Below are 23,293 nucleotides of genomic sequence, written 5' to 3' on the forward strand. Positions count from 1 at the left end.
TTGGTAGAAGGAGTAGATAATAGCCATAAATTTCGATAAACAGATGTTTCACAAAGCCCCACCCCAGCCTGGATGAAATGTGGCGTAGGCGTTAGGTATGATTTGAAATTACGGCTTTCAATTCCAATGAATTTGTAATTCACCCGATCTCAAACTATATTCCGATGCGGTGTTTGGAAGAAGTGTATTCCAATTACAAATTGGAAGAATAAGAGGGTGGAATTACAAATTCCACCAAAGTTCACCACCGAAAGTCTATTCTACACTCACGGGGGGTCCCTACCTTTATGGAACTCGAAAACGATGGCTATATATATCTTAGGTTTATTTCTAATAATTTCCCCAATCGTTTCAATTGGACAAATATTAACGTTTAAGGATATTCCGATTGAGATTTTGCAAAAGATTGACCAAATGGGAGTTGATACATTGTCGACCTTGAGTATCTATGAGGGTAAGTATTTGAATGAAATTTTCAAAGAGAACCTAAATGGCTTTGATTTTATCGGGAAAAAAGTCGGGTTTTTACACCGAGGAAATGTTAGTAATAAAAGTGAGTATTTTGGTGAGTTAAAAGAGCGATTTTGCCGAAAAGATACTCCCATAGGAGGCTCTGCTCTTTATGTATTCGATTCTGTTCAGAAATCGGAAAGTGGGGGATATGACGCGGCGGTTGTGTATTGGAGCAAAGTTTTAATTCCAAATGAAAAGCTAGTGAAAAAGCTGAAATCCGGCACTTCTCATTAGTGACGATTTCGGGCACGTATTCCGGTCATCCCCTTCTGGGTAGAATCTATAACCAGATGGGGATGCACCCAGCCACCACCGAAAGTCCATACTACACCGAGAGAGGGGCCTTTACCAGCGATCAATTAACATACGCGAAAATGGATAATAGATTGGATAAATTGATAAAGGATTACCTTGACGGGAAAATAGATGTTTCCTTTTTCACAGATATGTTTACCGTTATTTATGGGCAAGAAACTGACTATGATTCGCTCGGGGAGAAGCGGTACCATTTGTTTAGAAATTTTTCAGATTTTGCTGCAAGATATTCATCCAATAAAGAGGAAATTGAGAAATATGGTGTTCATTACAGCGAAGAGAGTATAAAGGAAAAAGCCAATGAAGTCTGGAAAAAGCTAAACGAATAAACTAAACTGATTAGCAAAAAAAATCTTGCCCGACTGGAGAGCTTTTGCTGATCTTTTACGCCAAGTTATACTCAACCAGAAGAAACTCCAAATTTCCAATTAGTTGAATCCCTGTTCAAGAAATTCCTTGTACCTCCGGTGGAATCTCTTTTCGCCAACTCTTTTGAATTCTTGATAATCCGTCAAAACTCGAGTGTTTTGATAAGGATTCAAGTTGGATTCGTTTAAATGGAGGTCACCTCTTTTATCGTGGATCAATGATTCGTTTTGATGGGTATCGTCTTTAAAATTGATGATATACAAACTATCTATTCGACTCCATTCAAAATCAAATTTTGATCGGAAGCTCCCTCCCCAATCATAAAGTTTCCCAGTCCCATCATCAAAAAATATCAAAAAATCGGTATGACGGTAACCTTTTGAAACAAAATAACAATCTTCCGATTCTTTTTTAATTGGCAAGTCTTTCGGGAAGCTTAGCCAAAGAAAGATGGCTAAAATCATCATTTAACTACTGCTTTTTAAGTTTTTTTTTCGAAGTCATGAATTTCAGACTTTCGCTGGTAGACAATTTAAGTCTCCCAACGCTTAAACGAAATCTACCATCTATTCCGTTTAATCACAAATTCCACTAATGAAAAAGGAGTAGATGACACCTACTCCTGAAACCTTCAAAATTTTGCTCTAAAGCGAGACTGATCGGTGAATCTACCTCACCACCTCAAAACCGTTTCTCTGCCAGGCCACGATGCCGCCATCGAGGTTATAGACTTTGGCGAAGCCCTGCTTGGAAAGGATGTCGGCAGCTTGTTGGCTGCGGGCACCGACGGTACAATACACCAAAATCTCCCGGTCCTTGGGAAGTTCCTGGACCTTGGCCATAAAGTCCGAACCATAAATGTCAATGTTGACCGCATTGGGAAGATGCCCTTCGGCGACTTCCGCAGCGGTTCGCACATCCAAAACCAAGGCATTGGGCGATTCGGTCAATTTCTTGAACTGAGCGGCATCTACTTGCTCGATGCTTCCCGTGGCTTGTGTCGTTTGGGTACTGCCGCTTTCGGAGGGACTCTTGCCACAGGCACTCAGGAGGCTCAGGGCAACTAGAAATGTCACAAATGTTTTCATGGTGTGGGGGAAAATGGATTTGGGGCAAAGGTCGTGATTTTACTTTTTTGAATTGGTGATTTTTGATACCGAAGTAGGCGGATGTTTGCGCCCAGAGTTGTCGACAATGCCATGGACGGTGATACGGTTTGTGAAATATCGCTTAAATTCGAAGCTTCCGAACCTACACATCATGAAATCATTGCCCAATAGATCAATACCGCTGGGGATTCTGGCATTCGGCTTTTTTGTAGTCTTGCAAGTCCTTATCTCCTGCGGACAAAAGCCTGCCCAAGAGATCGTCCAAACAGGAAGCAAGCCGGAGAGAGTCTCTATTGCCGAGATTGAGGAAGGCATTAAGGCTTATATTGTGCGGGAGAAGGAGGCAAACGGAGGCTATTTTCTGGTCAATGACGAAAAAAGGCAGCTTCGTCTCAAGTTGGTCAGGGTACACACGGAATACCTTTCCAACCTCGGACCGAGCAAGCATTTTGCCTGCGTGGATTTGGCGGATGAGAAGGGGGACGTTTATGATGTTGATTTCTTTATGGAAGGGGAACCGGGGGCAATGCAGGTCACGGAGACTTCGCTCCACAAGCTCAACGGGAAGCCATTTTATTCCTGGAAGCAAATGGTCGACAAGACTTGGCGCCGCGTACCTGTGGAGACATCCACATCGGACTTGCTGGGTGTGCGGGAAGGTTCCGACAACTTTACCTTTTTCTACACCGCCAAAATCCCAAAATTGACCAAACCAGCAAAGGCTTGGATTCCCATTGCCCAATCGGATGATTTTCAGGATATCCAACTTGTCTCTATGAAGGCGCCCGGTAAGCAGCAGTTATTGGAAGAAAAACAGAACGGCAACTTCATCCTTTTTTTGGAATTGTCGCCCGCGGATAGCGACAAGGAACTGGAAATCACCTATCAGGTGCAAAGAGTCGAAAAGGCCCCCTATGAGGCCGAATTACCGGCTGACCATCCTTACCTTGAGCCAAACCTGTTGATGCCGATTGGCGGGAGGTTTGAGGAAATCGCCAAGGAAGCGATCAAGGGAAAAGAAAACGATGGGCACTTGGTGCATGCGCGGGCCTTGTACGATTACATCATCGACAACATGCGCTACATGAAGTTTGGGAAGTACGGACGTGGGGATTCCAACTATGCCTGCGATTCCAAGACCGGAAATTGCACCGAGTTCCATTCCTTTTTCATCTCTCTCGCGAGGTCCATCGGTATTCCTGCAAGATTTGCGATTGGCGCCTCTATTCCTTCAGACCGCAATGAGGGGGGAATAGACGGATACCATTGTTGGGCGGAATTCTACGCAGAGGGCAAGTGGTGGCCTGTCGATATCAGCGAGGGCAACAAGTACACGGCGCTTGCCACCTATTATTTCGGAAGACATCCAGCCAATAGGATCGAACTCAGCAGGGGAAGGGATTTGGATATTCAGCCCTTGCCCGCATCCGGGCCGATCAACTTTTTGGCTTACCCATTGGTGGAAATGGACGGAGAACAGATTTTCCCCCTGACGACATTCAGTTTTGAGCGAAAAAATTAATGGCGGCAACGGTTGGACCGTGCCGCCATTTGAATGGGTCAAATAATCTTAACCGTTTGCTTCTTTTGCAGTAGTGTCTGCTGCAGGATGCTCGCCACCTTCGGTTGGGTGTTCTCCACCTTCAGTAGGGTGCTCTGCTTCAGCAGGAGCATCAGTACTTTCAGTCTGCTCAGTGGCTTCTTCTTTTTTGCCACCGCAAGATGTCAGGGAAACGGATACTAGGAAAAAGCAAGCCATCGCTGCTGCTCCGAATAATTTCATTTTTTTCAACATGATTTTGAATGTTTTGGTTGAATAAGGTTGGTAAATCACATCGAAGGTACGGAAATTTCTTTCGCAATGTCAATCAGTTGAGCAAAGGAAAAAACTGCCCTTCCATTTTATGCCCTTTTGGTATCACAGGGACGCCTTTCAAAAGTTCATCGTCGGAATTGGAAATCGTGCCATCAGCAAACACGTTGAGCACAAAGGCCCTACGGCTTCTTGGCGAGCGGTTTTCATAGCTTCCATGGACGAGTAGTGGATGATGGAAAGTGCCATATCCAGCTTTCAACTCGATCGCGACGGGTTTGAAAGCCACTTTTTGTTCCTCAGTCAAAAACTCCATCAACCCGTCCATTTGGCCTGCAAGAGCAGGTTTTTCCAAAAGTCCCCATCTGTGGCTTCCCGGCACGTAGTACAGACAGCCGTTTTCGGTCGTGGCATCATCCAATCCGCACCAGCAGGTAAGGTGCTGCATTTTGATAGTTCGGGTCCAATAGGAATAGTCTTGATGCCAAGCCACTACACCGCCGTGATGGGCAGGTTTGCAGAAAAGCTGGTCGTGCCAGAAACGTACCTTTCGATCGCCCAGCAACTGAGATGCTGCCATGACAAATGCGGGATTCCAGATCACATCGTGAAATGCCTTCGAAATCCGCCAATGTCCTAGGGAGTGGAAAAGTACCGTATTGGGGTCCGCGGATTCGTTGCTGTGGAACTCATGGAACAGGTGGTGAAGCGGATGCTTGGGATCTGCTACCTCATCGAGTTCCTTTTTGAGGGTTTCGATCTGATTTTCGTCGAGTAGCTTGATGCCGCTTAGGTATCCGTATTCGTCAAAGAAATCGAGTTGTTCTTGGCTGAGGCGGTAGGGTTCCCAATCTTTTGCCGTCTTTGGAAAAGAGAACAAATCCGTTATGGGTTGGTGAAAATGCGAAAGGTCCTGCATGGTTGGAGCGATTTTGGGTTAATCTCCACCAATTTAATCCGAAAAATGAATTTGGGAAATGTTTTTTGAAAGGATGGCTCCGGCATAAAACGAGAAAAACAAATCCCTGTCAAACCGCCTCCAATCTTTCCAATCGCTGCAAAAGTGGGGGATGCGAATAATGGACGAATACATACCAAGGATGCGGATTGATATTGCTCAAGGTATTGACCGAGAGGGTTTTCAAAGCTTCGGCGAGCGGGATTCCATCAAAAGTAGCCTTGGCGTAGGCATCCGCTTCAAATTCGTTTTTTCGACTGATCATGTTCATGCCTATTCCCAATACCGTGGAAATAGGCGAAAACAATATGGTAAAGCCTATGATGTTGAGGTGGATTGCCATGTGGCTGCCACCAAGAGCGAGGCTCATGTTTTCGCTGAAAATAAATTCCGAAAGAATGAAAAGCAGTAGACCGACTTGCGCCACAGAAAGGAACATCCCGGAAAGAATGTGCTTCTTCTTGTAGTGGCCGATTTCATGGGCCAAAACCGCAACCAGTTCTTGGGGTGTATGCTGCTCGATCAGGGTATCGAAAAGTACCACCTTCTTCCTTTTCCCAAAACCGGAGAAAAAGGCATTGGCCTTGGAAGAGCGCTTGCTGCCGTCGAGTACGAAGATATTTTCCAGCGGGAAATCCACCGATTTGGCATATCGGATGATCATTTCCTTCAATTCCCCATTTTCGAGTGGGGTCAGTTTGTTGAAAATAGGCAATATCCAAGAGGTGTAGAAAAGATTGACCAGAACCATAAAGATGGCCGAAATCAGCCAAAACTGCCACCAGAAATCCTTCCCTATCTGATGGATAAGAAACAGTAGCAGGGCGAGCAATCCACCTCCCACGATGATGGACAGCACGTAGCCTTTGATTTTGTCAAGGAAATAGGTTTTTCGGGTGGTTTTGTTGAATCCGTACTTTTCCTCGATCACGAAGGTTTGGTAGTAGTCAAACGGGATCGACAGTATATCGCTCCCGATGAAGACGATTCCAAAAAAGACGATGGAAAGCAGGATTGGATTTGGGATAAGGGCTGATAGCCACTGATCCAATACTCCGAAAGCGCCAGAGATGATCAACAAAAAAGTTAGAAAGAAAGCGACTGCGCCGGTCACCAAGCCGAATCGGTAATTGATCCATTGGTATTCTTTGGCTTTTTCAAGTTTTTCGGGATTGACGTACTCTTCCAAAGTTTTCGGCACGCGGGGAACCGGTCGCTTGATATTGAGGTAATCCAATACCTTATCAGCAAAAAATCCCAGGCTTAGAATGCCCAGGATCAGGTATTTGATTTCCAATGGCTGCATGTTTAGAATTTGGGACAGGGTAGGATTGTCTCTCTTTTGTTGGTTTTTGACCTGTTTTTATCTGCAAGTAGAAACGCAATGCTGACCTCATGGGCGCCGCCCGATTGGATACCAAGTTGGGAAACGGTATAGTCAAAGCTGTAGCCCATGCTCATGCCAGTCGGAAGGTTCAAGCCAATCATCATGACGATGGCGTCCCGGTTGTTTTGGTTTTCCACAGGTCTGTATGGCACGCCCCGATACCAAAGGCCAAAATTGATCGGCTCTAAGTGAATATACGCGCCCAAGTCCAACTGTTCGAATGGCCCCTGGCGCTTGTAATTCAGGGTTGGCAAAAGGTATCTATCCTTTCTGTAATGGGTAAAATCCCTCCGATAAGTGCCAGTCCCCAATGAAATCCTATAACCAGTATGGATGGAGTATTTTGCAGGCAATGGGCTCACCCCTTCCAAAAACGATTGGTTGGGTTCATTGACATGGTGAGCGGAGATGCCAAACCAAAACTTGTCTGTAAAGAATAAGCCCCCGAATGAAAGAGAAAGAAGGTTTACCGGATCTCCGGAGCCGTCGAGTCCATTGCTCGGAAGTAGGGGCCCGAATGGATCACCCGGATTGATTTGGTTCGCAAAAACCAGATTTTCATAATAGCCGATATCGCGCCGCATGTAGGCGGCTTGGAAACCAGGGCGGAAATAGGCGTTGTCACTGATGCGAAGTTCGTAGGAATATTGCCCCGCGAAGGTGAAAGACCTCAGTTTGGCACCGCCCTCGACATCGTTCATCACGTAGAAGCCGAGGCCGGAATTGTAATTATCTAAGTAGGTATCGAAGTATGCCGAAAATGTCGTAAACTGCGCTTCTAAGCCAGGCCATTGGTTTCGATAGTTGGCGCCGATACGCGGCAACAATTCGGATCCGGCAAATGCAGGGTTTAGGTACAGAGGCGCTGCGTAATACTGGCTAAACTGTGGATCCTGCGCCAAAGCTTTTCCTGAGCCCAACAGGATAAGGCCCATAAAAAAAAGACGGTAGAAAAAAGACCTTCGCAAGTTGTTATTCGTTATGTTAGTGTTCAAACCCACCATAGCAACGTTGAATGCGTTTGGTTGTTTTAGTCGCAAGGTGTAAATTATGAAAAGCCCTATTATTTCCATAAAAATTATCTTTTTTTTTGTTGGAGTAACGCTTCTGAACTTTTGGATGAATCCGACAATTGTTTTTGGTCAAGGATTCAACAACAATGAATGGGTGTTTGGTGACTGTGGCACCGGTCAAAACAATTATTTATCTTTTGGTAAAGGGGGTGATCCGATTGTAAGGACTTTACCGTCAGGGGTGATAGTTGGGCAAAATAACAACGCTGTCGCCATTGATCCAATATCTGGCAACATTATTTTTTATTCAAACGGTGTCTTGGTCTACGATGCCAACAACCAAATCCTCGAAGGCGTCGCTCCTGGGATCAACGGTGATATCAATGGTCAACAGCAGGTGGGTATTGGGATTTTGTCCTATGAACCTCAGGGAGATAGGTTATATTATATATTTTATGTCAGTCCCGCGGGCGACCTCCAATATGCCCTGATAGACATGAATGCGCCGGGTCAGGCCGTTGGCAATGAGCCGCCCTTGGGTGAAATCATTGAGAAGGACCAGGTGGTCGTCGGCGCGGTCAATGGCCCAATCCTCGTTGTCAAAACCCCTCAATCCCCTTCTTATCTTATCAGCATCGAAGGCGGTTCGATAGTTTCCAGAAGGATCGGAGCCAATCCAGGGGAATTTACACTCATTTCAAATGCAGCGGTTCCATTCACACCAAAGTTTATGGTGTTTGATGAGGCATCCCAAAGAATCATTCTGATCCCTGATGATCCCAACCAAAATATTGTTGTCCTGGGTTTCGACACGGCAAGCGGGACTTTCGGAAGTCAGGAGCCAATTTCCCAGTCTTCAAACGGTCAGGCATACGGCGGAGCGAGCTTTTCCCCAGATGGGGCATTTATTTACTTCTCAAGAGGAAACCAGCTTTTCAGAATTCCATCAAACAATTTGACCGCAGCGCCGGAGCCAATTCCGCTGGATAATCCAGTTCATGCAATTTACGATGTGAAAGTCGGGCCGGACGGGCGGCTCTATTATATCTATGAGGAAGTGCTTGGCGGCCCACAGTTGATCGGGCGGGTCAATAATCCAAATGAGCCGGTTTTGGATGACTTGGTGTTGGCTGAGGATCCATTTAATGGCACTGATTTCTGTGGACGTATTTTCCCCAAGTTTGCACCAAACGCCACCATATCGCCCACGGTTGACTTTACTTGGGAGCCTGACCAACCCTGTAGCAACAATCCTGTGCAACTTACGAGCTTGATCACGCCGGAAAATTACAGGCCGGTTAGCTTTGAGTGGACCTTTAATCCGCCTTTGGTCGATGAGGATGGGCAGCCGGTGGACATTGATTTTACACAAGAGCATCTGTTGATTCCTGAAGATGCGACGGCTAACCAAAGCATTGATGTGACTCTGACTGTGACTTTTGCAGATGGTTCGACCCAAACGGTCAACAAGACCATTTCTTTGTTGGAAAATGATCTTCAGGTGCAATTTAGCTCGCAAGACACCACAGTCTGCGAAGGAGCCTGCGTGGACATTGGCTCGATGCTCGAAGTGCAGCAGGGCGGTGGGCAAGGAGGGGGACAAGGTGGCGGCCAAGGCAATTACGAGTATTTCTGGTCCAATATCCGCGAGTGGCGTTCCAGCAAAGACAACTGCGTGGATTTGCCAGGCTTGTATTGGGTTTTGGTCAGGGAACCGGGTTCATCCTGCTATGCCTATGGAAGCGTAAGGGTGCGGATTTGGGATCTTTTGGACCAAAGTAATAACGTTTGGTACTTTGGCGATGGAGCAGGACTTGACTTCAATCCCGATCCGAACAATCCAAATGCGCCTTTGCCAAGACCGGTAGGGCACAACCAGAATATTCCCGCAGGGACCACCACCATTTCGGATGGAACGGGACAAGTATTGTTTTTCACGGATGGAGAAACAGTTTGGGACCTCAACGGCAACATCATGGAAAACGGTGATTCCATCGGGGGAAGCAACCTTTCCTCGCAAAGTGTCATAGCTGTCCCGGTCCCCACGGATGAGACCATTTTCTATCTTTTTACGACCCAACTGGCCCAAGATGGCAGTAATCAAGTCAAGTTCTCCGTGGTCGATATCAAAGCCGAAAACCAAAATGGTGTCGGGAATGTGGTGACGAAGGATAATTTCCTATTCAGTCCTTCGACAGAGCATTCAGCCGCCTTGGCGGCAGGGGATACGACTTGGGTGCTGTTCCATGAGTTGGGGAACAATACGTTCAGGGCCTATCCTGTATCTATCCATGGGATAGGTCGGCCGGTTCTTTCCTCGGTCGGGTCCTCGCATGGTTTCAATAGTGGCGTCGGAAGCATGAAATTCAGTCCGGATGGCACCAAGGTGGCCGTGACGATTTCGGACGGTGCATGTAGCCGCTTGGAGATATTTGATTTCGACCAAAACACGGGCGAAATGACCGAATATGCCCTATTGGATTTGGGTTGCAACAATGATCAAGTATATGGTTTGGAATTTTCAAACGACGGCAGCCGCGTCTATGTATCCTATCGGGGAGGCAACGGGAAAATCGACGAGTTTTTGATCCAGGCCCCTGAACAGACGGGAAATAACCCAATTCCTTGTGCAACTTGCTTCAGCAGCGCCACCACAAGGCCACAGCGTGAGGCATGTATTTTGAATTCCACGGTTAGAAATACCCTGACAACTTCTGGACCTTTTGGCGCTTTGCAGATCGGTCCAGACGGTCAAATTTACGTTGCCCGACCAGGCCAAAATGTATTAGGAACGATCAATGCGGGACAAGACTGTAACAGAAGCGCCTACAATGAAAACGGTACATCGACTTTACTTGGTACCTCCAATCTTGGATTGCCTTCTTTTGTGCAACAGTCGGGCAGCAGTATTCCGGAACCAGCGCTGGCGGGAACTCCCTTCCTGTGTATCGATCCGCAAAACGGAGCCTTGGGAGAGTTCGAAGGGGGCGGAGAGCCGGATATTGACAGTTATTTTTGGACGATTGTCCACGAGGATGGGACGTCGATCTTGAACAATTTTGGTGGGCCAGGAGAAAATTTCCAAACTTTGGAGCAGCCGTTTACAAGACCTGGCACTTACACCGTCAGCCTTCGCGTAGACAGGTGCGGTGATCCGGATTTTTATGAGGCATCCTTGGAGGTACAGGTGATCGCTCCACCGACATTGACTTTGCCGGGCGATGCGACACTTTGTTCGGGAAATCCAGTTTCTTTGACCGCTATAGACGGATATGATCCTGCCGATGGATTGTATGATTTTGAGTGGAGAAATGCCCAAGGGACGCTTTTTGGCGACAGCAATTCCAACACGATTTTCGTAAATGAGGAAAGCATTTTTACTGTCACTGTGTCGCACAGAAGACCTGATGATATTCCTGCCGAATTCTTCAATCCATGTCCCGCCACTGCATCGGTATTTGTAGGCCCTCCGTTTGATTTTGACCTTACCCAGACTGCTGACCAAGTTTGCTTTGATGAGAGTTTGGTGGTGTTTGCGCCCAATACCCCAATAGTTGGCGAATGGTTTTACCAGGTTCAAGGGACCAACAACCGGGTTTCTCTTGGTGACTTCTTTGAATTGGAATTGGTGGCAAATACCCTACCCGGACCTGGAATCTACGATATCATTTTTGTAGCCGAAGATCCGATTGTCCCAGGTTGCTTGGTTGAGAAGGTGGTGGAATTGATCGTTTGGCCACTTCCGGCAGTTGAGGCTGTGGTATTGACCGACGCAGATGCTTGTGGCCAGCCTACGGGAAGTTTTGAGATTACCGCGTTAACTGCGGCTGATGAGATCATCGTAGTTGAAACTGGTCAGCGATTCACCAATGTAAATGCAGGAGACGTCCTACCAATTGTCTCCAATTTGGAGCCGGGAGTGTACACCGTCAGGGCTACAAATGATACAGGCTGCGAGTTTTCGCTTCCAGTTCAAATCAGAAATCTGAATCCGCCTACAGGGATTGAAGACTTCATCGTACAAGCAAGCCCAGAGGTCTGCGGCCCGGTTGGTGTCGAAAATGGTGAGCTTTTGGTGATATTCCCTGCAGGTCCTCAGACTGGTACCTACAGGGCAATCCGGACCGAAAATGGCCTGGAAACGACCGGTTCCTTTACCAATGAAGATTCGGTCAGAATTTCGGTGGAGGCAGGAACCTATACCATCGAGATTATCGACCAATTCAATTGCTCGGTTCCTGATCCAGGTCAATACATTGTGGATGAAAGGGAACCGGCGGAGTTTTCAATTCCAAATGATTTGTCTATTTGCCAGGAGTTTACCTTTACCCCAGTTTCGCAACAAAATCTTGTCTATACCCTTGTAGGGCCCAACAGTCAACCTATCAATCCGAACCAAGATGGCTCTTACACGATTTCCGTAACCGGTCAATACACGATGACAGGCACAGATCCGAATGGGCTTCTTTGTCCTGCCCAAAGGCAAATAACGATCCTCAACAATATTTTCGTAGATTTTGCGGTGAGCTTTGCCCAAGTGGATTGTGCGCTCGGACAGTATTTTGATGCGATCCTGAACAATACGAATCCTGCAAACGTCAATTTCTTCTGGAGAAACCAGGCAGGTGATATAGTGGGACGTGATCAGCGGTTTTTCCCCCCAGCTCCGGGAACCTATTCATTGGAAGTCCAGCCTAGGTCGGGTGCGCTTTGCCCGCCGAGAATCATCACATTTACCGCACCACCTTATGCTTTGAGTGTGGATGCCACATTGGAAGTGATTCCATTCTGCGTGGAAGATGCCTTTACAGTGGTTTCGCTGGAGGCTGACCAGACTTTTGTGGAGCGGATTGACTGGTTTTTTGTGGTGAACAACAATCCAGTAGCGCTGCCGCAATATGAGAATTTGACTTCGATCAACGTTTCGGACGAAGGAATCTATCAAGTTGTTCTGACAAGCGTTGATGGATGCGAATTGGCAAGGGAGCAAATCCAAGTAATCCGATCGACCATCGTGCCTCCGGTTATTGATCCTGTTTATACGATATGTGCGATCGAGGGCGTGACTGCGACGATTACCCCTGGAACATATTCGACTTACAGATGGCTTCTGAATGGTGTGGAAATTAGTACCGAACCTCAATTGACCCCGACGGAAGCTGGGAGTTACCTGTTGACTGTAGGTGATGACTTGGGCTGTACCTACACCGTTTCGTTCACAGTCAATGAGGATTGTGCATTGAGGGTGATTTTCCCTGATGCAATGACTCCAAGCAATCCGGACAAGCGCTTCGCAGTGTATACCAATGATTTTGTCTCTGATCTTGAGGTATTTATATTCAATCGGTGGGGAGAATTGATTTTTTATTGCCAACAGTCGAACATCAACGGCGAGATCAATGTTTGCCAATGGGACGGAACAGTTGGTGGCAAGTACGTACCCATCGGAGTTTATCCCGTGGTCGTCAAGTACCGCAGCCAAAGGCAGGGTGTCACCAATTCCATTACCAAATCCATCATTGTAATCGAGTAAAACATGCTTACCCTTATTTCACCCGCCAAGACATTAGATTGGTCTGATCCATCTATTGATTTCCATTCATTGCCTGATTTTCAGAAGGAGACTTTCGAATTGGTCTCCGTGATGAAAAAGAAGTCCGTAGAGGATATCAAGGAATTGATGGATATTTCGGATAATCTAGCAGTATTGAATAAAAAGCGCTATTTGGATTTCCAGAAGAGATTTGACTTCAGCACATCGAAGCAGGCCTTGTTGGCATTCCATGGGGATGTGTATACCCAAATCGAAGTGCAGTCCTATTCAAAGGAGGATTTTGAGTTTGCCCAGCGCCATCTGAGGATTCTCTCGGGGCTTTATGGACTCCTGCGTCCCATGGATTTGATTCAACCGTACAGGTTGGAAATGGGGGTGCGGCTCGAAAACAAAAAGGGCAAGAATCTATATGAGTTCTGGGGTTCTCGAATTGCGAAAGCCATCAATCAAGCAGCCGATAAGCAGCCAATTGTCAATCTTGCATCCCAAGAGTATTTCAAGGCAGTTGATACCAAAAAGTTGAAATCTTCGGTAGTGACACCGATTTTTCTAGAGTACCGAAATGGGAAATACGAGACGATCGGACTTTTTGCCAAAAAAGCGAGAGGCATGATGGTCAACCATATTGTCAAAAACCGTATCGAGGACCCCGAACAATTGAAGGCCTTCCGAGAGGCAAACTATGAGTATGCTGGAGAAGGTGCAGAGGGGACTTGGAGATTTGTGAGGTAATCATACTCTTTCAGTTCCTCTATTTTTGACCTTTAGGGATTGTGTCCTTTTTCAATTTGTCGCCAAAGGATATGCCTGGGTAGCTTCCGCCAAATAGTCGGATTGGGATAATCACATCTTTTTGAAGAAAGTTTGATGGTCAATTTTTTGATGAAATACATTTGTCATGATATTTTGTGTGTAAATATTTATTATAAATTTTTTAAAACGTAAAAAATGTATTTTAAATACATTAAAAATTTGTTCAAATAATTTTTTATCCTAGATTTGAGCCAAGAACCAGCGTCTAAAGGTCCTATCTCGCATGTATCAGAAGGTTTTGTTTTTTCGTTTTCTTGCGTTGTACGCATTCCTTTCTGTCCGATTTGCTTCGGCCAATACACCGGCGTCTGCACCAAATCTGAACGATTATGACACGATCGATCCCACAGAGATGCTTCAATGGGGTATTGCTGGACCGGATGAACTTTGTCTTTATTATGGCAGTGTGATTGGCGATTTTTTCGGTGGAGGAGATATGACAGACGTCTTTCGCTGGAAGGTACTGAAAGAAGACGGAACGGTTTTGGTAGACAGGGAAGGTGGTTTCCAGACTTTCAGCCATACTTTTTCCGAAATCGGGGTCTACACCATTGAATTGGAAGTGAGGCGGGGGGTTGATCCTGTCTTTTCGGGAAAAAAGTCCATCAAGATCAATCCCGGGGCCGACTTGGTGATCCAAAACAGCTATCTGCTCTGTGAAGCAGGTACAGCAACACTAAGTTTGGTCGATCCGAGTTCCCCGCAAAAGGACAAACTTAAGATCCAATGGCTGGATCCAAGCGGCAAACAGATCGGCAATTCAAATGAGATTACCGTTTCCAAAGAAGGTAAGTACACCGTGAATTTTGCCTTGCTTGATGAATTTGGCAACGAGACTTGCCCCTTTAGCATCAATACTTTTGTTTACATCCCCAAAGATTTTAAGGTAAGTATCAACACCCAAAATGTCTGTGAGGGACAAGCGCAAATTCGCCTCAGTGCCGGTTCAGGCGTCTTTGGCAAGTGGTATGCCCAATTGGACGGTACAACGGAGAGGCGATTAATCGGGGAAGGAAGCAGGGTTGATTTCTTGAGCAATTCTTTGGGTGGGCCTGGCAGTTACCAGATCATTTTTGAAGTAGATAATTCCGAGAAGCGCTATTGCAAGCTTTCAGAATCCGTGGCCTTGAATGTGTTCGAGACTGGCGATGTTGCCATGCGTTTGGAAAAGCCTGCGGATGCCTGCGATGCTAGAAATGGGGAGTTGGTTTTGGAGGCATTGACTGACTTGACTTTGCTGCGCCTGAGAAGGGACAACACGGAGATCGCGCGATTTGAAAATGTCAAAAAAGGGGAGACTTTCAAGGTTTCGGGTTTAGCGCCGGGTTTGTACAGGGCATCAGGAAGCCTCGGTTCCTGTGGAAGAACAAGGGTGCTGGTGGTCCCATTGGTCAACCCCCCTGCGGATATGCAGTTCCAAATCACGGAAGTCGTCGATGAGACATGCAACGAAAACGGGAAAGTGGACGGAAAGATCAAAGTACGCATGGCTGATGCTGGCTTTAAGGGCTCCTTCAGACTTTTGGGGTCTACTGGATCTGTGATTCGAACTGGCCAGCTGGAGGGTTTGCAGGATTTTGAGATCACTGCGCCAGCTGGAACCTATTTCCTCGAAATCACGAACGCGACTGGATGTGTTTTTCCGGCACCGAATCGGGTTATCATCCGAACCAAAGGCCAGGTCAACTTCTCCGTGCCCGACAGATTCACTGTCTGTAGCTACTTCGATTTTGTACCTACCACTAGCCAAAACCTTTTCTTCAGACTCACCTATCCCGACAACCAGATCGTGACCAAGTCGAAAGGGGAATCCTTCAGGCTTGATCAGGAAGGAGAATACACCATCCTAGGTTTGGACGAAAACACCGTGGATGGATTGTGTCCGAGAGAATTGAGCTTTTTTGTAAGGTTAACCAACCCGATCGAATATCAGCCCGAACTGATATCCACGGACTGTTTTGGCAACAAGCAATATAGGGTCAACCTCTTTGGTGCAGACCCCAGCAAGGTCAATATCCGCTGGTTCAATGAGAAAAACGAGGTTGTTGGCACCGAGCAGTTTCTATTCCCGACTTCTTTTGGCGAATTCAAACTCGATGTTCAGCCAAAGGATTCGGAGGTTTGTCCGGTGCCACCCAAGACATTTATGATTGAAAGATCCGTTTTGGAGGTCGCTGCGGAATTGAAATCAGGGGTACTCTGTCCAGGCACCCAGACGACGCTCGAGCTTACGACGGATTTTGACATTGTGAAAAAGATCGTCTGGTTGTACATCGACCAAAGCGGGCGCCAGGAATCGCTTGAGAATTACCTCGATTTGCGGGAAATCAGCGTCAGCAAGCCAGGAACCTATGAGACAGTCATGTATAATGAACAGGGGTGTGAAGTTGGACGGAAATTTTTGACTCTATCGACAAGCCAAGATTTGGTTGATTTTGAGATTCCGGAATCCATGGTGATTTGCGATTTCTTTGAAATTGAGCCGATTTCCAGTCTTCCGATCCGATTTGAAGTGAAAGATCCAGATGGCGGGTTGTTGTTGATGGATCTTGGGGAAAGGCTCAGCATAGAAAAGCCTGGAACCTATACATTGACCGCAAGCAGTGCTGACCCAGACCGTTTTCTTTGTCCTGTGACAAAAGAGATTGTTGTTTCAAGATTTGAGCCCTTCCCATTTGATCCGATCGTTGTTGAGCAGAAATGTGACGGCAAGATTACCTATGGGGCAGACCTTTTTGGAAAGGATCCGGCAACAGTTGATTTCTACTGGTACAATGAAAAAGGCGAACTCGTCGGCAGGGGGGCAACACTCACTCCGGAGAGTTTTGGAATATTCGGTTTGGAAGTGAGGCCTTTGGGCAGTCTGGCCTGCCCGCTGCCCAACGCCAAGGAATTTGAAGTTTTCGAGCCGGTTACTTCACTCGATGTCAGGCTGGATGCCACACCACTGTGTCCTAATGGGGACATTGTCACGGTAACGATTACGACTGAGGCCGAACTGGTTGGAAGCATTGTTTGGTTTTTTGAGGATTTTGCGGGCAATCGATCAGAATTGGCTGCCTTCAAAAATCAATTTGAAATCGAGACGTCAAAAGAAGGCACTTATGAGGCGCAGGTTTTCAACAAACTCGGATGTTTGGTGGGTTCCGATTTGGTAATGGTTATGCGCAGTACCGACGAGGTGAGGCCGGAAGTTGAACCTGTTTATAACATTTGTGTCAAATTTGGTGAAACGACTGAAATCAACCCTGGCAGTTTCCAAGCCTACCAATGGATTCTAGGAGACCGGGTTGTCAGCGAGGAAGCGGTGTTTTCACCTCGGGAGCTTGGGGTTTATACCATCAGGGTGACCTCATGGGAAGGCTGTGTTTTCGAAAAGGAATTCAGGGTGGTAGAGGATTGCGAAATGAAAGTCACGCATACGACGGGTATGAGGCTTGGTGATTCCCAAAGGACATTCAGGATTTATCAAAATCCCTTGGTGGACAAACTGGAAGTTTGGATTTACAATAGTTGGGGGCAGCTCGTATTTTTCGGAACGAATGTAGATGCCAAACAAAACGTGATCGAATGGTCCGGGATCTTCAATGGCGCTTATGTCCAACCCGGATCATATGCAGTAAAAATTAGGTACAAAAATAATGTCGAAGACGACGAAAAATCGATTTGGTCTTCGCTGACGGTGTTGGAATGATGCCTGAGAGTTTGAAGCGGGATACTTGGAGTTGAAAGATAGGATTTTGTTATTGGTCTATTTATTGAACTAATTCGCTAAATTTAATCGCAAAATCCTGTTTTTCAGTGTATTAATTGTTTTGGTTTAGTCGAAAAATTTTTCACTTTTTAGGATTGCTGGTATCTTTTTTGTTTGTTTATTTGGGTTGAAAGTAGTAGCTATCTCGCAAAACTGTCACCCCTTTTGTTACCATGTCGGTTTTTAACAAGTACTTTTTGAAGGTCTTTTTTCTGTTTTTCGTTTGCTTTTGGGCTTCGCAAAGAGCCGTACAAGCAAATGAACTCACATTGCCCTTGACCGGTGAATACTTCAATCAGCCCGAGTTGATCGGACCAGACAACTTGTGTATCATTTTCGGTTCCGCGATGGCTGAGTTTTCAGGCGCAGGTAATCCTGTCACGGACGTTTATACTTGGTCGATCACCCATCCCAATGGCAGTGAGCATTTCGCCAGAAGTGGAGGGGCAACCTTTCAGAATATTTCGGTCGCGTTTTCTGAATTGGGAGTTTATGCAGTCAATTTGAGTGTGCGTCGTGGAAATGACATCATTTTTACCGGGAGTAAAAACCTTTCGGTCATCCAAGGCCCCACCATCACAATCAAGCCGGATTACCTTTTGTGCGGAGATACTCCAACGACCGTAACCGCGGTCGATCCAAATACACCCAATCTTTCCCAATATACCTTCGAATGGACCAATTCGGCGGGTGACATTGTCGGAAACCAAAACGAGTTGGTTGTTTCTGTCGAGGGCTATTATTACGTCACGCTCTATCTAACAAATCAATCCGGAGGCAGGGAATGCACGGTTAATGGAGGCACCTTCGTCGGACAGCCACAGGATTTCAGACTTTCGGTCTCGGATGATTCGGTTTGTATGGGAGGCAATGTGACGGTTTCTTTGGATACGCCGCTCGAGGGAGAATGGGAGATCCAAAAAGTAGGCGTTCCCAACTGGTCCTACATCCTACCGGGATTTGGTCTCGATATTGACACGGAGGATGATTTGGACGGCCCGGGCCAGTACAGGGTCATTTTTAGGTCACAATCACCTCAATTTCCAAACTGTGTTTCCCAAAGGGATATTTACTTCACGGTGACGGAGAGGCCGGATTTTGCGGTCAGTACCCCGACGCCTTCGACGGATTGTATCACACCGAATGGGAGTTTTTCTTTCACTGCTATTTCCGCATTGGATGAATTGCGTATTCCGGAACTGGCATTGGTGGCAACAAACCTGTCCGCTGGAGAAATCAGAAATTTCTCAGGATTATACCCGGGCATCTACACAGTCGAAACTAGGGTTGGCGGCTGTGTACGCAATGAAGTGGTCATCGTCCCAAATTCCAATCCGCCCGCTGACTTGGAGTTCACAGTTTCTTTGATTGGTGAAAGTTGTTCGCCTGCAGCTAGGATAATGGGTATGGTTCGGGTTACCTTCCTGAACGGGCCTTTTACGGGTTCCTTCAGAATTGTGGACAATGTCGGTACGGAGATCGCGACGGGCAATATCAGCAATCAGAGTGTATGGGAACTTCCAATCCCGGCAGGAGACTTTGCTTTGGAGTTTGTCGCACCAAACGGCTGCAAGAATCCCGCCCCAACACTCTTGACGATTCCTCCAGCCAACAACGTTTCCTTTTCTGTTCCCGACGTACTGAGGATTTGTGGTCCAACGCCATTTACCCCAGCAACAACCGAAAACCTCAGCTTTACTTTGACTGATCCTAATGGTGTTGAATCCACGCGAAATGCAGGGGACTCATTTCAGATGTCTATTCCCGGCACGTACACCTTGACCGGTAGAAGCCTGGACAATCCGGCATCGGGCTGTACTGCTTCCAGGACATTTACGGTGGTAAATATGGATGCGCCGGCATTTGAACCGATTTTGGAAAGTGAGGATTGCTTTGGCAATAGAGTCTATCGCGCGGAGTTGTTTGGTGCCGATGTGGATGATGTTTCGATACGCTGGTACGATGAAAACTTCAATATCGTCGGCAGGGGAGAAACATGGTTCCCTGTTGCCTACGCCAACTTCTACCTGGATGTGCAGCCTCGTGGTTCTGTGGCTTGTGACTTCAATCCTAAACCATTTACGGTTCGTGCGCCGGTTTTTGAGGTACCTGTGACGCTGACCGCGGGCTTTATTTGTCCTGGGCAAGCAGCTACCGTGACACTTGAAACGGATTTCGACGAAGTGGAAAGAATCGAATGGATTTACATTGATCCCAACAACAATCAGGTGTTTTTGACCCAGTTTGAAAATGAGCGTGCAATTGCCGCTGATCTGGAAGGCACTTATGAGGTAGCTGTCTTTAATCGTGCTGGCTGTGAAATCGGACGAAACATGCTTTTGGTTTTGGAAAGTCAGGACGATGCAAGGCCGGAAGTCCTACCAGCCTATTCAATCTGTACAGAATCAGGATATGGGGAAATCGTCAGGCCGGGAACATTTGTGTCCTATGAGTGGTACCGCGACGGCGATCTTGTATCAACTGATGCTGAGTATAATTTGAGATCAGCAGGCAATTATACGCTGATCGTCACTAACGCCGACGGATGTTCATTTGAAGCTGAATTTTCTACTTTTGAGGATTGTACTTTCCAGTTTGTGGCTACCAACGCGATGGAATTGCGCAATCCCAACAAGCAATTTGAAGTTTATGTCAATGATGCCGTGGAGCAAGCCGAAATCTGGATTCACAACAGGAATGGGCAGCTTGTTCATTATTGCCAAGGCCAAAACGTGCAATCCAGGGTGGTTTTTTGCCCCTGGGATGGAACCGTCAATGGAAAGTTCGTTCCCCTAGGCTCTTATACTGCGACATTCGTCATCAAAAGTAACAGGTTTGGATTGGAGAAAAAGTTTGTCCAGAAGCTCGTGATTTTGGATTGATTGGTTCGGAATAAAAAAAGCTGGATGAGAGTTTTTTAAAATTTTTTTAAAGGTCAAAGGCAATTATGTAGATTTTTTTATCTTGACAGGAAAATTTGCAAAATCATCCTTTAAATAAGTCAATTCAACCTTTAAACCCGACGAATATGAACGAAAACATCAATCGTAGTGCCCTGTTCAATGCAAGCTGTTTTGCGCTGATTACCACCGCTTTCACTTTTGCGATCAGGGCAGGTATCCTTCCCCAACTGGGTGAACAATTTGGCCTTTCCGCCGAGCAGCTGGGCTTTATCAACTCCATGTGGTTCTTGGGCTTCCCGATTTCCATGATTTTGGGTGGCCTGCTTTATCACTCCATTGGACCAAAAGTGATCATGCAGGTGGCTTTTGTAGCCCATACACTGGGTATTGTTTTGACGATCTATGCCGGCGGCTACACTGGATTGCTGATTTCCACCTTGTTTATTGGCTTCGGAAACGGTTGTACAGAAGCTGCCTGTAACCCGATGATCGCCGACATGTATTCCGGTGACAAGTTGAACAAAATGCTCAACCGCTTCCACATGTGGTTCCCTGGCGGTATCGTCTTGGGCAGCTTGATTTCCAAGTTCATGACTGATGGAGGCTTTGGCTGGCAGGCCCAAATGTGGGTTTTGATGATCCCAACTGTGATCTACGCTGGTATTTTCTTTGGAAAGGCATTTCCTAAGCCAACTGTCGAGGGTGTTACATCTGTAGCCAGCAATATCAAAGCGATGTTCTCGCCAGTATTCATCTTCTTGTTCTTTGCCATGGCGCTTACTGCCATCACCGAGTTTGGACCGCAACAGTGGGCAAATATCGTATTGAGCAGCACGGGCGCCAGCGGAATGTTGATTTTGGCATTGACCACTGGTGTGATGGCTGTTGGAAGATTTTTCGCAGGTCCGGTCGTGAAGGCATTGGGTCAAACTGGTGTTTTGCTGGGCGGTGCAATTTTCGCTACAATAGGCGTATACCTGTTTTCAGTCGTCCAAGGTGAGATGGCTTATTTGGCGGCGATCTTCTTTGCTATTGGTGTCTGCTATTTCTGGCCTGTGATGGTGGGTGCGGTTGCGCAGAGAGTGCCATTGAGTGGCGCCTTGGGTATGTCGATCATAGGTGGCGTGGGAATGTTCTCCACCGCGATATTCCAGCCGATCATTGGTCGTTGGATTGATACTTCAAGATTGGAACAAGAAGCTTCAGGCTTGACGGGAGATGCGCTCGAGCTCGCTGCGGGCCAAGCAACCCTTTTGAAGATGGTGTCTTTCCCAGCGATTTTGATAGTCCTGTTCATCATCTTCTTTATCTGGCAGAAGAACGCGAAAGTTGCGGCTGCCGCGCACTAGAAGGACTTGAATCCCATGAAAGGCGGCCAATCGGCCGCCTTTTTTTATATATTTAGCCTCATGAAAAAGCTTCTCATCATTCTTTGCCTTTGGGCGTTAGTGCCCTTTGCTTCAGGACAGGTCAACGGTCCTATCAAGATTTCAGACAACAAACGCTTTTTGGCCCAAGCGGATGACACTCCGTTTTTTTGGATGGCCGATACGGCTTGGGAGCTATTCCATCGGACCACTCGGGAAGAGGCTGATATGTACCTCACCATGCGTGCAGAGCAGGGATTCAATGTGGTTCATGCAGTTGCCCTGGCCGAGTTGGATGGGGTGAATGGTCCAAATTCCTATGGTGAAGTCCCTTTTGAAAACTTTGACCGGATGCGCATGAACGAGAAGTATTGGCGCTACGTCGACGAAGTGATAGATATGGCGGCTGCAAAAGGGATCCATGTCGCATTGTTGCCGACTTGGGGCGACAAGCTTTTTAAGGATAATTGGGGAGTTGGACCGGAGATATTCAATGAGAAAAATGCGTATGAATACGGCAAATGGATTGGGGCAAGGTATGCAGAGAAGAAGAACCTGATTTGGGTGCTTGGTGGTGATCGTAATCCACGCAAAGGATCGAAGGACGAACAAGTCTGGACAGAAATGGCAAAGGGAATAGAGGCGTCTGCCAATAAACGAAACCCAATCCTACGGACCTTCCATCCACAGCCGACGTCCCCAGGAGGTTCCTCCAACTGGTTTCACAAGCAGGATTGGCTGGATTTTAACATGCACCAGACCGGACATTGTCCCAATCAGCCTACCTACCGAAAGATCCAGCACGACTATAACCTGAACCCGGCCAAGCCTACCATCGACGGCGAGCCGCTGTACGAGGAGCATCCCAACTGTTTCAATGCCAAGGAGCTTGGATACTCCGTGGCTGATGATATCCGCAGGATTATGTACTGGAACGTTTTTGCCGGCGCTGCTGGTCAGAGCTATGGTTGTCATGCGGTTTGGCAGATGTTTACTTTGGATAGGCAACCAATAAATGGGCCGCTGCGGCCCTGGCAGGTTTCTCTCGATCTTCCGATGGCCAATCAAGTGAAGCATTTAAAGAACCTGATGCTTTCAAGGGCCTATTTTTCACGTATTCCAGATTGGGAAATAGTAGCAAGTCCGCAGGAGGATGACGAACATTTTGTGATAGCGATCAGAGAGGCTAAGGGTGCTTATGCGATGGTGTATTTTCCGATGGGTGATACTACCGAATTGGATTTTTCATCCCTGAAGGGCCGCAAGCTAAAGGCGGCTTGGTTTGACCCGCGTACAGGTGTAAGCTTTCCTTATGCTGGTCCGCAGTTGGTAAAAGGAAAAAATTCAGTCGCGCCGCCATCGTCTGGAAAGGGAAATGACTGGGTGTTGATTGTGGAAAAGCGGTAAAAAATGTCGTCTGGTCTT

General features: G+C 46.9%; 14 protein-coding genes. 9 read left to right on the forward strand and 5 right to left on the reverse strand.

Going from position 1 to position 23,293, the window contains the following annotated elements; genetic code table 11:
* Positions 1-303: 303 nt before the first annotated feature.
* Together L0U89_RS06810 and L0U89_RS06815 are read left to right on the forward strand one after the other, a co-directional pair.
* Positions 304-747, forward strand: coding sequence for a DUF8192 domain-containing protein (locus L0U89_RS06810; protein ID WP_234860843.1), 444 nt, complete (start codon positions 304-306; stop codon positions 745-747).
* A gap of 62 nt (positions 748-809) precedes the next feature.
* Positions 810-1,157, forward strand: a complete 348-nt coding sequence (locus tag L0U89_RS06815) for a hypothetical protein (protein WP_234860844.1) — start codon at positions 810-812, stop codon at positions 1,155-1,157.
* Between the two features lie 708 nt (positions 1,158-1,865).
* Here L0U89_RS06815 and L0U89_RS06820 read toward each other — a convergent pair.
* Positions 1,866-2,285 (reverse strand): rhodanese-like domain-containing protein, encoded by a 420-nt coding sequence (locus L0U89_RS06820; RefSeq protein ID WP_234860845.1) that lies wholly within the window; start codon positions 2,283-2,285, stop codon positions 1,866-1,868.
* Positions 2,286-2,457: 172 nt separating this feature from the next.
* On the opposite strand from L0U89_RS06820, the gene L0U89_RS06825 reads away from it, so the two are divergent.
* The gene (locus L0U89_RS06825; RefSeq protein WP_234860846.1) at positions 2,458-3,828 is read left to right on the forward strand and encodes a transglutaminase-like domain-containing protein; all 1,371 of its coding nucleotides are present in this window, start codon (positions 2,458-2,460) and stop codon (positions 3,826-3,828) included.
* A gap of 48 nt (positions 3,829-3,876) precedes the next feature.
* On the opposite strand, the gene L0U89_RS06830 is transcribed toward L0U89_RS06825, so the two are convergent.
* The 4 genes from L0U89_RS06830 to L0U89_RS06845 form a co-directional block, all read right to left on the reverse strand.
* On the reverse strand, positions 3,877-4,101 hold the full coding sequence (locus tag L0U89_RS06830) for a hypothetical protein (protein WP_008625406.1): 225 nt from the start codon (positions 4,099-4,101) through the stop codon (positions 3,877-3,879).
* 73 nt (positions 4,102-4,174) lie between these two features.
* A complete protein-coding gene (locus L0U89_RS06835; protein WP_234860847.1) occupies positions 4,175-5,038 on the reverse strand; it encodes a phytanoyl-CoA dioxygenase family protein in 864 nt (287 codons plus the stop codon).
* Between the two features lie 109 nt (positions 5,039-5,147).
* Positions 5,148-6,383: a M48 family metallopeptidase gene (locus L0U89_RS06840; protein ID WP_234860848.1), complete on the reverse strand. Its 1,236-nt coding sequence runs from the start codon at positions 6,381-6,383 to the stop codon at positions 5,148-5,150.
* 2 nt (positions 6,384-6,385) lie between these two features.
* Positions 6,386-7,432 (reverse strand): PorP/SprF family type IX secretion system membrane protein, encoded by a 1,047-nt coding sequence (locus L0U89_RS06845; protein WP_008625399.1) that lies wholly within the window; start codon positions 7,430-7,432, stop codon positions 6,386-6,388.
* Between the two features lie 151 nt (positions 7,433-7,583).
* Between L0U89_RS06845 and L0U89_RS06850 the strand changes: the two genes are divergently transcribed.
* The 6 genes from L0U89_RS06850 to L0U89_RS06875 all read left to right on the forward strand — a co-directional run bounded on the left by L0U89_RS06850 (position 7,584) and on the right by L0U89_RS06875 (position 23,275).
* The gene (locus L0U89_RS06850) at positions 7,584-13,010 is read left to right on the forward strand and encodes a T9SS type B sorting domain-containing protein (protein ID WP_234860850.1); all 5,427 of its coding nucleotides are present in this window, start codon (positions 7,584-7,586) and stop codon (positions 13,008-13,010) included.
* 3 nt (positions 13,011-13,013) lie between these two features.
* Entirely contained in the window at positions 13,014-13,763 is a 750-nt protein-coding gene (gene yaaA / locus L0U89_RS06855; RefSeq protein ID WP_234860851.1) for a peroxide stress protein YaaA, read from the forward strand.
* Positions 13,764-14,067: 304 nt separating this feature from the next.
* Complete coding sequence (locus L0U89_RS06860; protein ID WP_234860852.1) at positions 14,068-17,538, forward strand: T9SS type B sorting domain-containing protein; 3,471 nt, start codon at positions 14,068-14,070, stop codon at positions 17,536-17,538.
* Positions 17,539-17,771: 233 nt separating this feature from the next.
* Positions 17,772-20,480, forward strand: coding sequence for a hypothetical protein (locus tag L0U89_RS06865; RefSeq protein ID WP_234860853.1), 2,709 nt, complete (start codon positions 17,772-17,774; stop codon positions 20,478-20,480).
* A 146-nt stretch (positions 20,481-20,626) separates the two neighbouring features.
* The gene (locus L0U89_RS06870; protein ID WP_234860854.1) at positions 20,627-21,850 is read left to right on the forward strand and encodes an MFS transporter; all 1,224 of its coding nucleotides are present in this window, start codon (positions 20,627-20,629) and stop codon (positions 21,848-21,850) included.
* A gap of 60 nt (positions 21,851-21,910) precedes the next feature.
* Positions 21,911-23,275, forward strand: a complete 1,365-nt coding sequence (locus L0U89_RS06875) for a glycoside hydrolase family 140 protein (RefSeq protein WP_234860855.1) — start codon at positions 21,911-21,913, stop codon at positions 23,273-23,275.
* Positions 23,276-23,293 lie beyond the last annotated feature (18 nt).

It is taken from the genome of Mariniradius sediminis, assembly GCF_021491425.1.
Taxonomy (GTDB): Bacteria; Bacteroidota; Bacteroidia; order Cytophagales; family Cyclobacteriaceae; genus Mariniradius; species Mariniradius saccharolyticus.

What these genes read in the sequence shown, in the direction of transcription:
- L0U89_RS06850 (WP_234860850.1), top strand. Translation starts at nt 7,584, where the DNA reads ATGAATCCGACAATTGTTTTTGGTCAAGGATTCAACAACAATGAATGG.
- L0U89_RS06830 (WP_008625406.1), bottom strand. Translation starts at nt 4,101, where the DNA reads ATGTTGAAAAAAATGAAATTATTCGGAGCAGCAGCGATGGCTTGCTTT.
- L0U89_RS06825 (WP_234860846.1), top strand. Translation starts at nt 2,458, where the DNA reads ATGAAATCATTGCCCAATAGATCAATACCGCTGGGGATTCTGGCATTC.
- L0U89_RS06815 (WP_234860844.1), top strand. Translation starts at nt 810, where the DNA reads ATGCACCCAGCCACCACCGAAAGTCCATACTACACCGAGAGAGGGGCC.
- L0U89_RS06860 (WP_234860852.1), top strand. Translation starts at nt 14,068, where the DNA reads ATGTATCAGAAGGTTTTGTTTTTTCGTTTTCTTGCGTTGTACGCATTC.
- L0U89_RS06840 (WP_234860848.1), bottom strand. Translation starts at nt 6,383, where the DNA reads ATGCAGCCATTGGAAATCAAATACCTGATCCTGGGCATTCTAAGCCTG.
- L0U89_RS06875 (WP_234860855.1), top strand. Translation starts at nt 21,911, where the DNA reads ATGAAAAAGCTTCTCATCATTCTTTGCCTTTGGGCGTTAGTGCCCTTT.
- L0U89_RS06820 (WP_234860845.1), bottom strand. Translation starts at nt 2,285, where the DNA reads ATGAAAACATTTGTGACATTTCTAGTTGCCCTGAGCCTCCTGAGTGCC.
- L0U89_RS06835 (WP_234860847.1), bottom strand. Translation starts at nt 5,038, where the DNA reads ATGCAGGACCTTTCGCATTTTCACCAACCCATAACGGATTTGTTCTCT.
- L0U89_RS06870 (WP_234860854.1), top strand. Translation starts at nt 20,627, where the DNA reads ATGAACGAAAACATCAATCGTAGTGCCCTGTTCAATGCAAGCTGTTTT.
- L0U89_RS06865 (WP_234860853.1), top strand. Translation starts at nt 17,772, where the DNA reads ATGTCGGTTTTTAACAAGTACTTTTTGAAGGTCTTTTTTCTGTTTTTC.
- L0U89_RS06810 (WP_234860843.1), top strand. Translation starts at nt 304, where the DNA reads ATGGCTATATATATCTTAGGTTTATTTCTAATAATTTCCCCAATCGTT.
- yaaA (WP_234860851.1), top strand. Translation starts at nt 13,014, where the DNA reads ATGCTTACCCTTATTTCACCCGCCAAGACATTAGATTGGTCTGATCCA.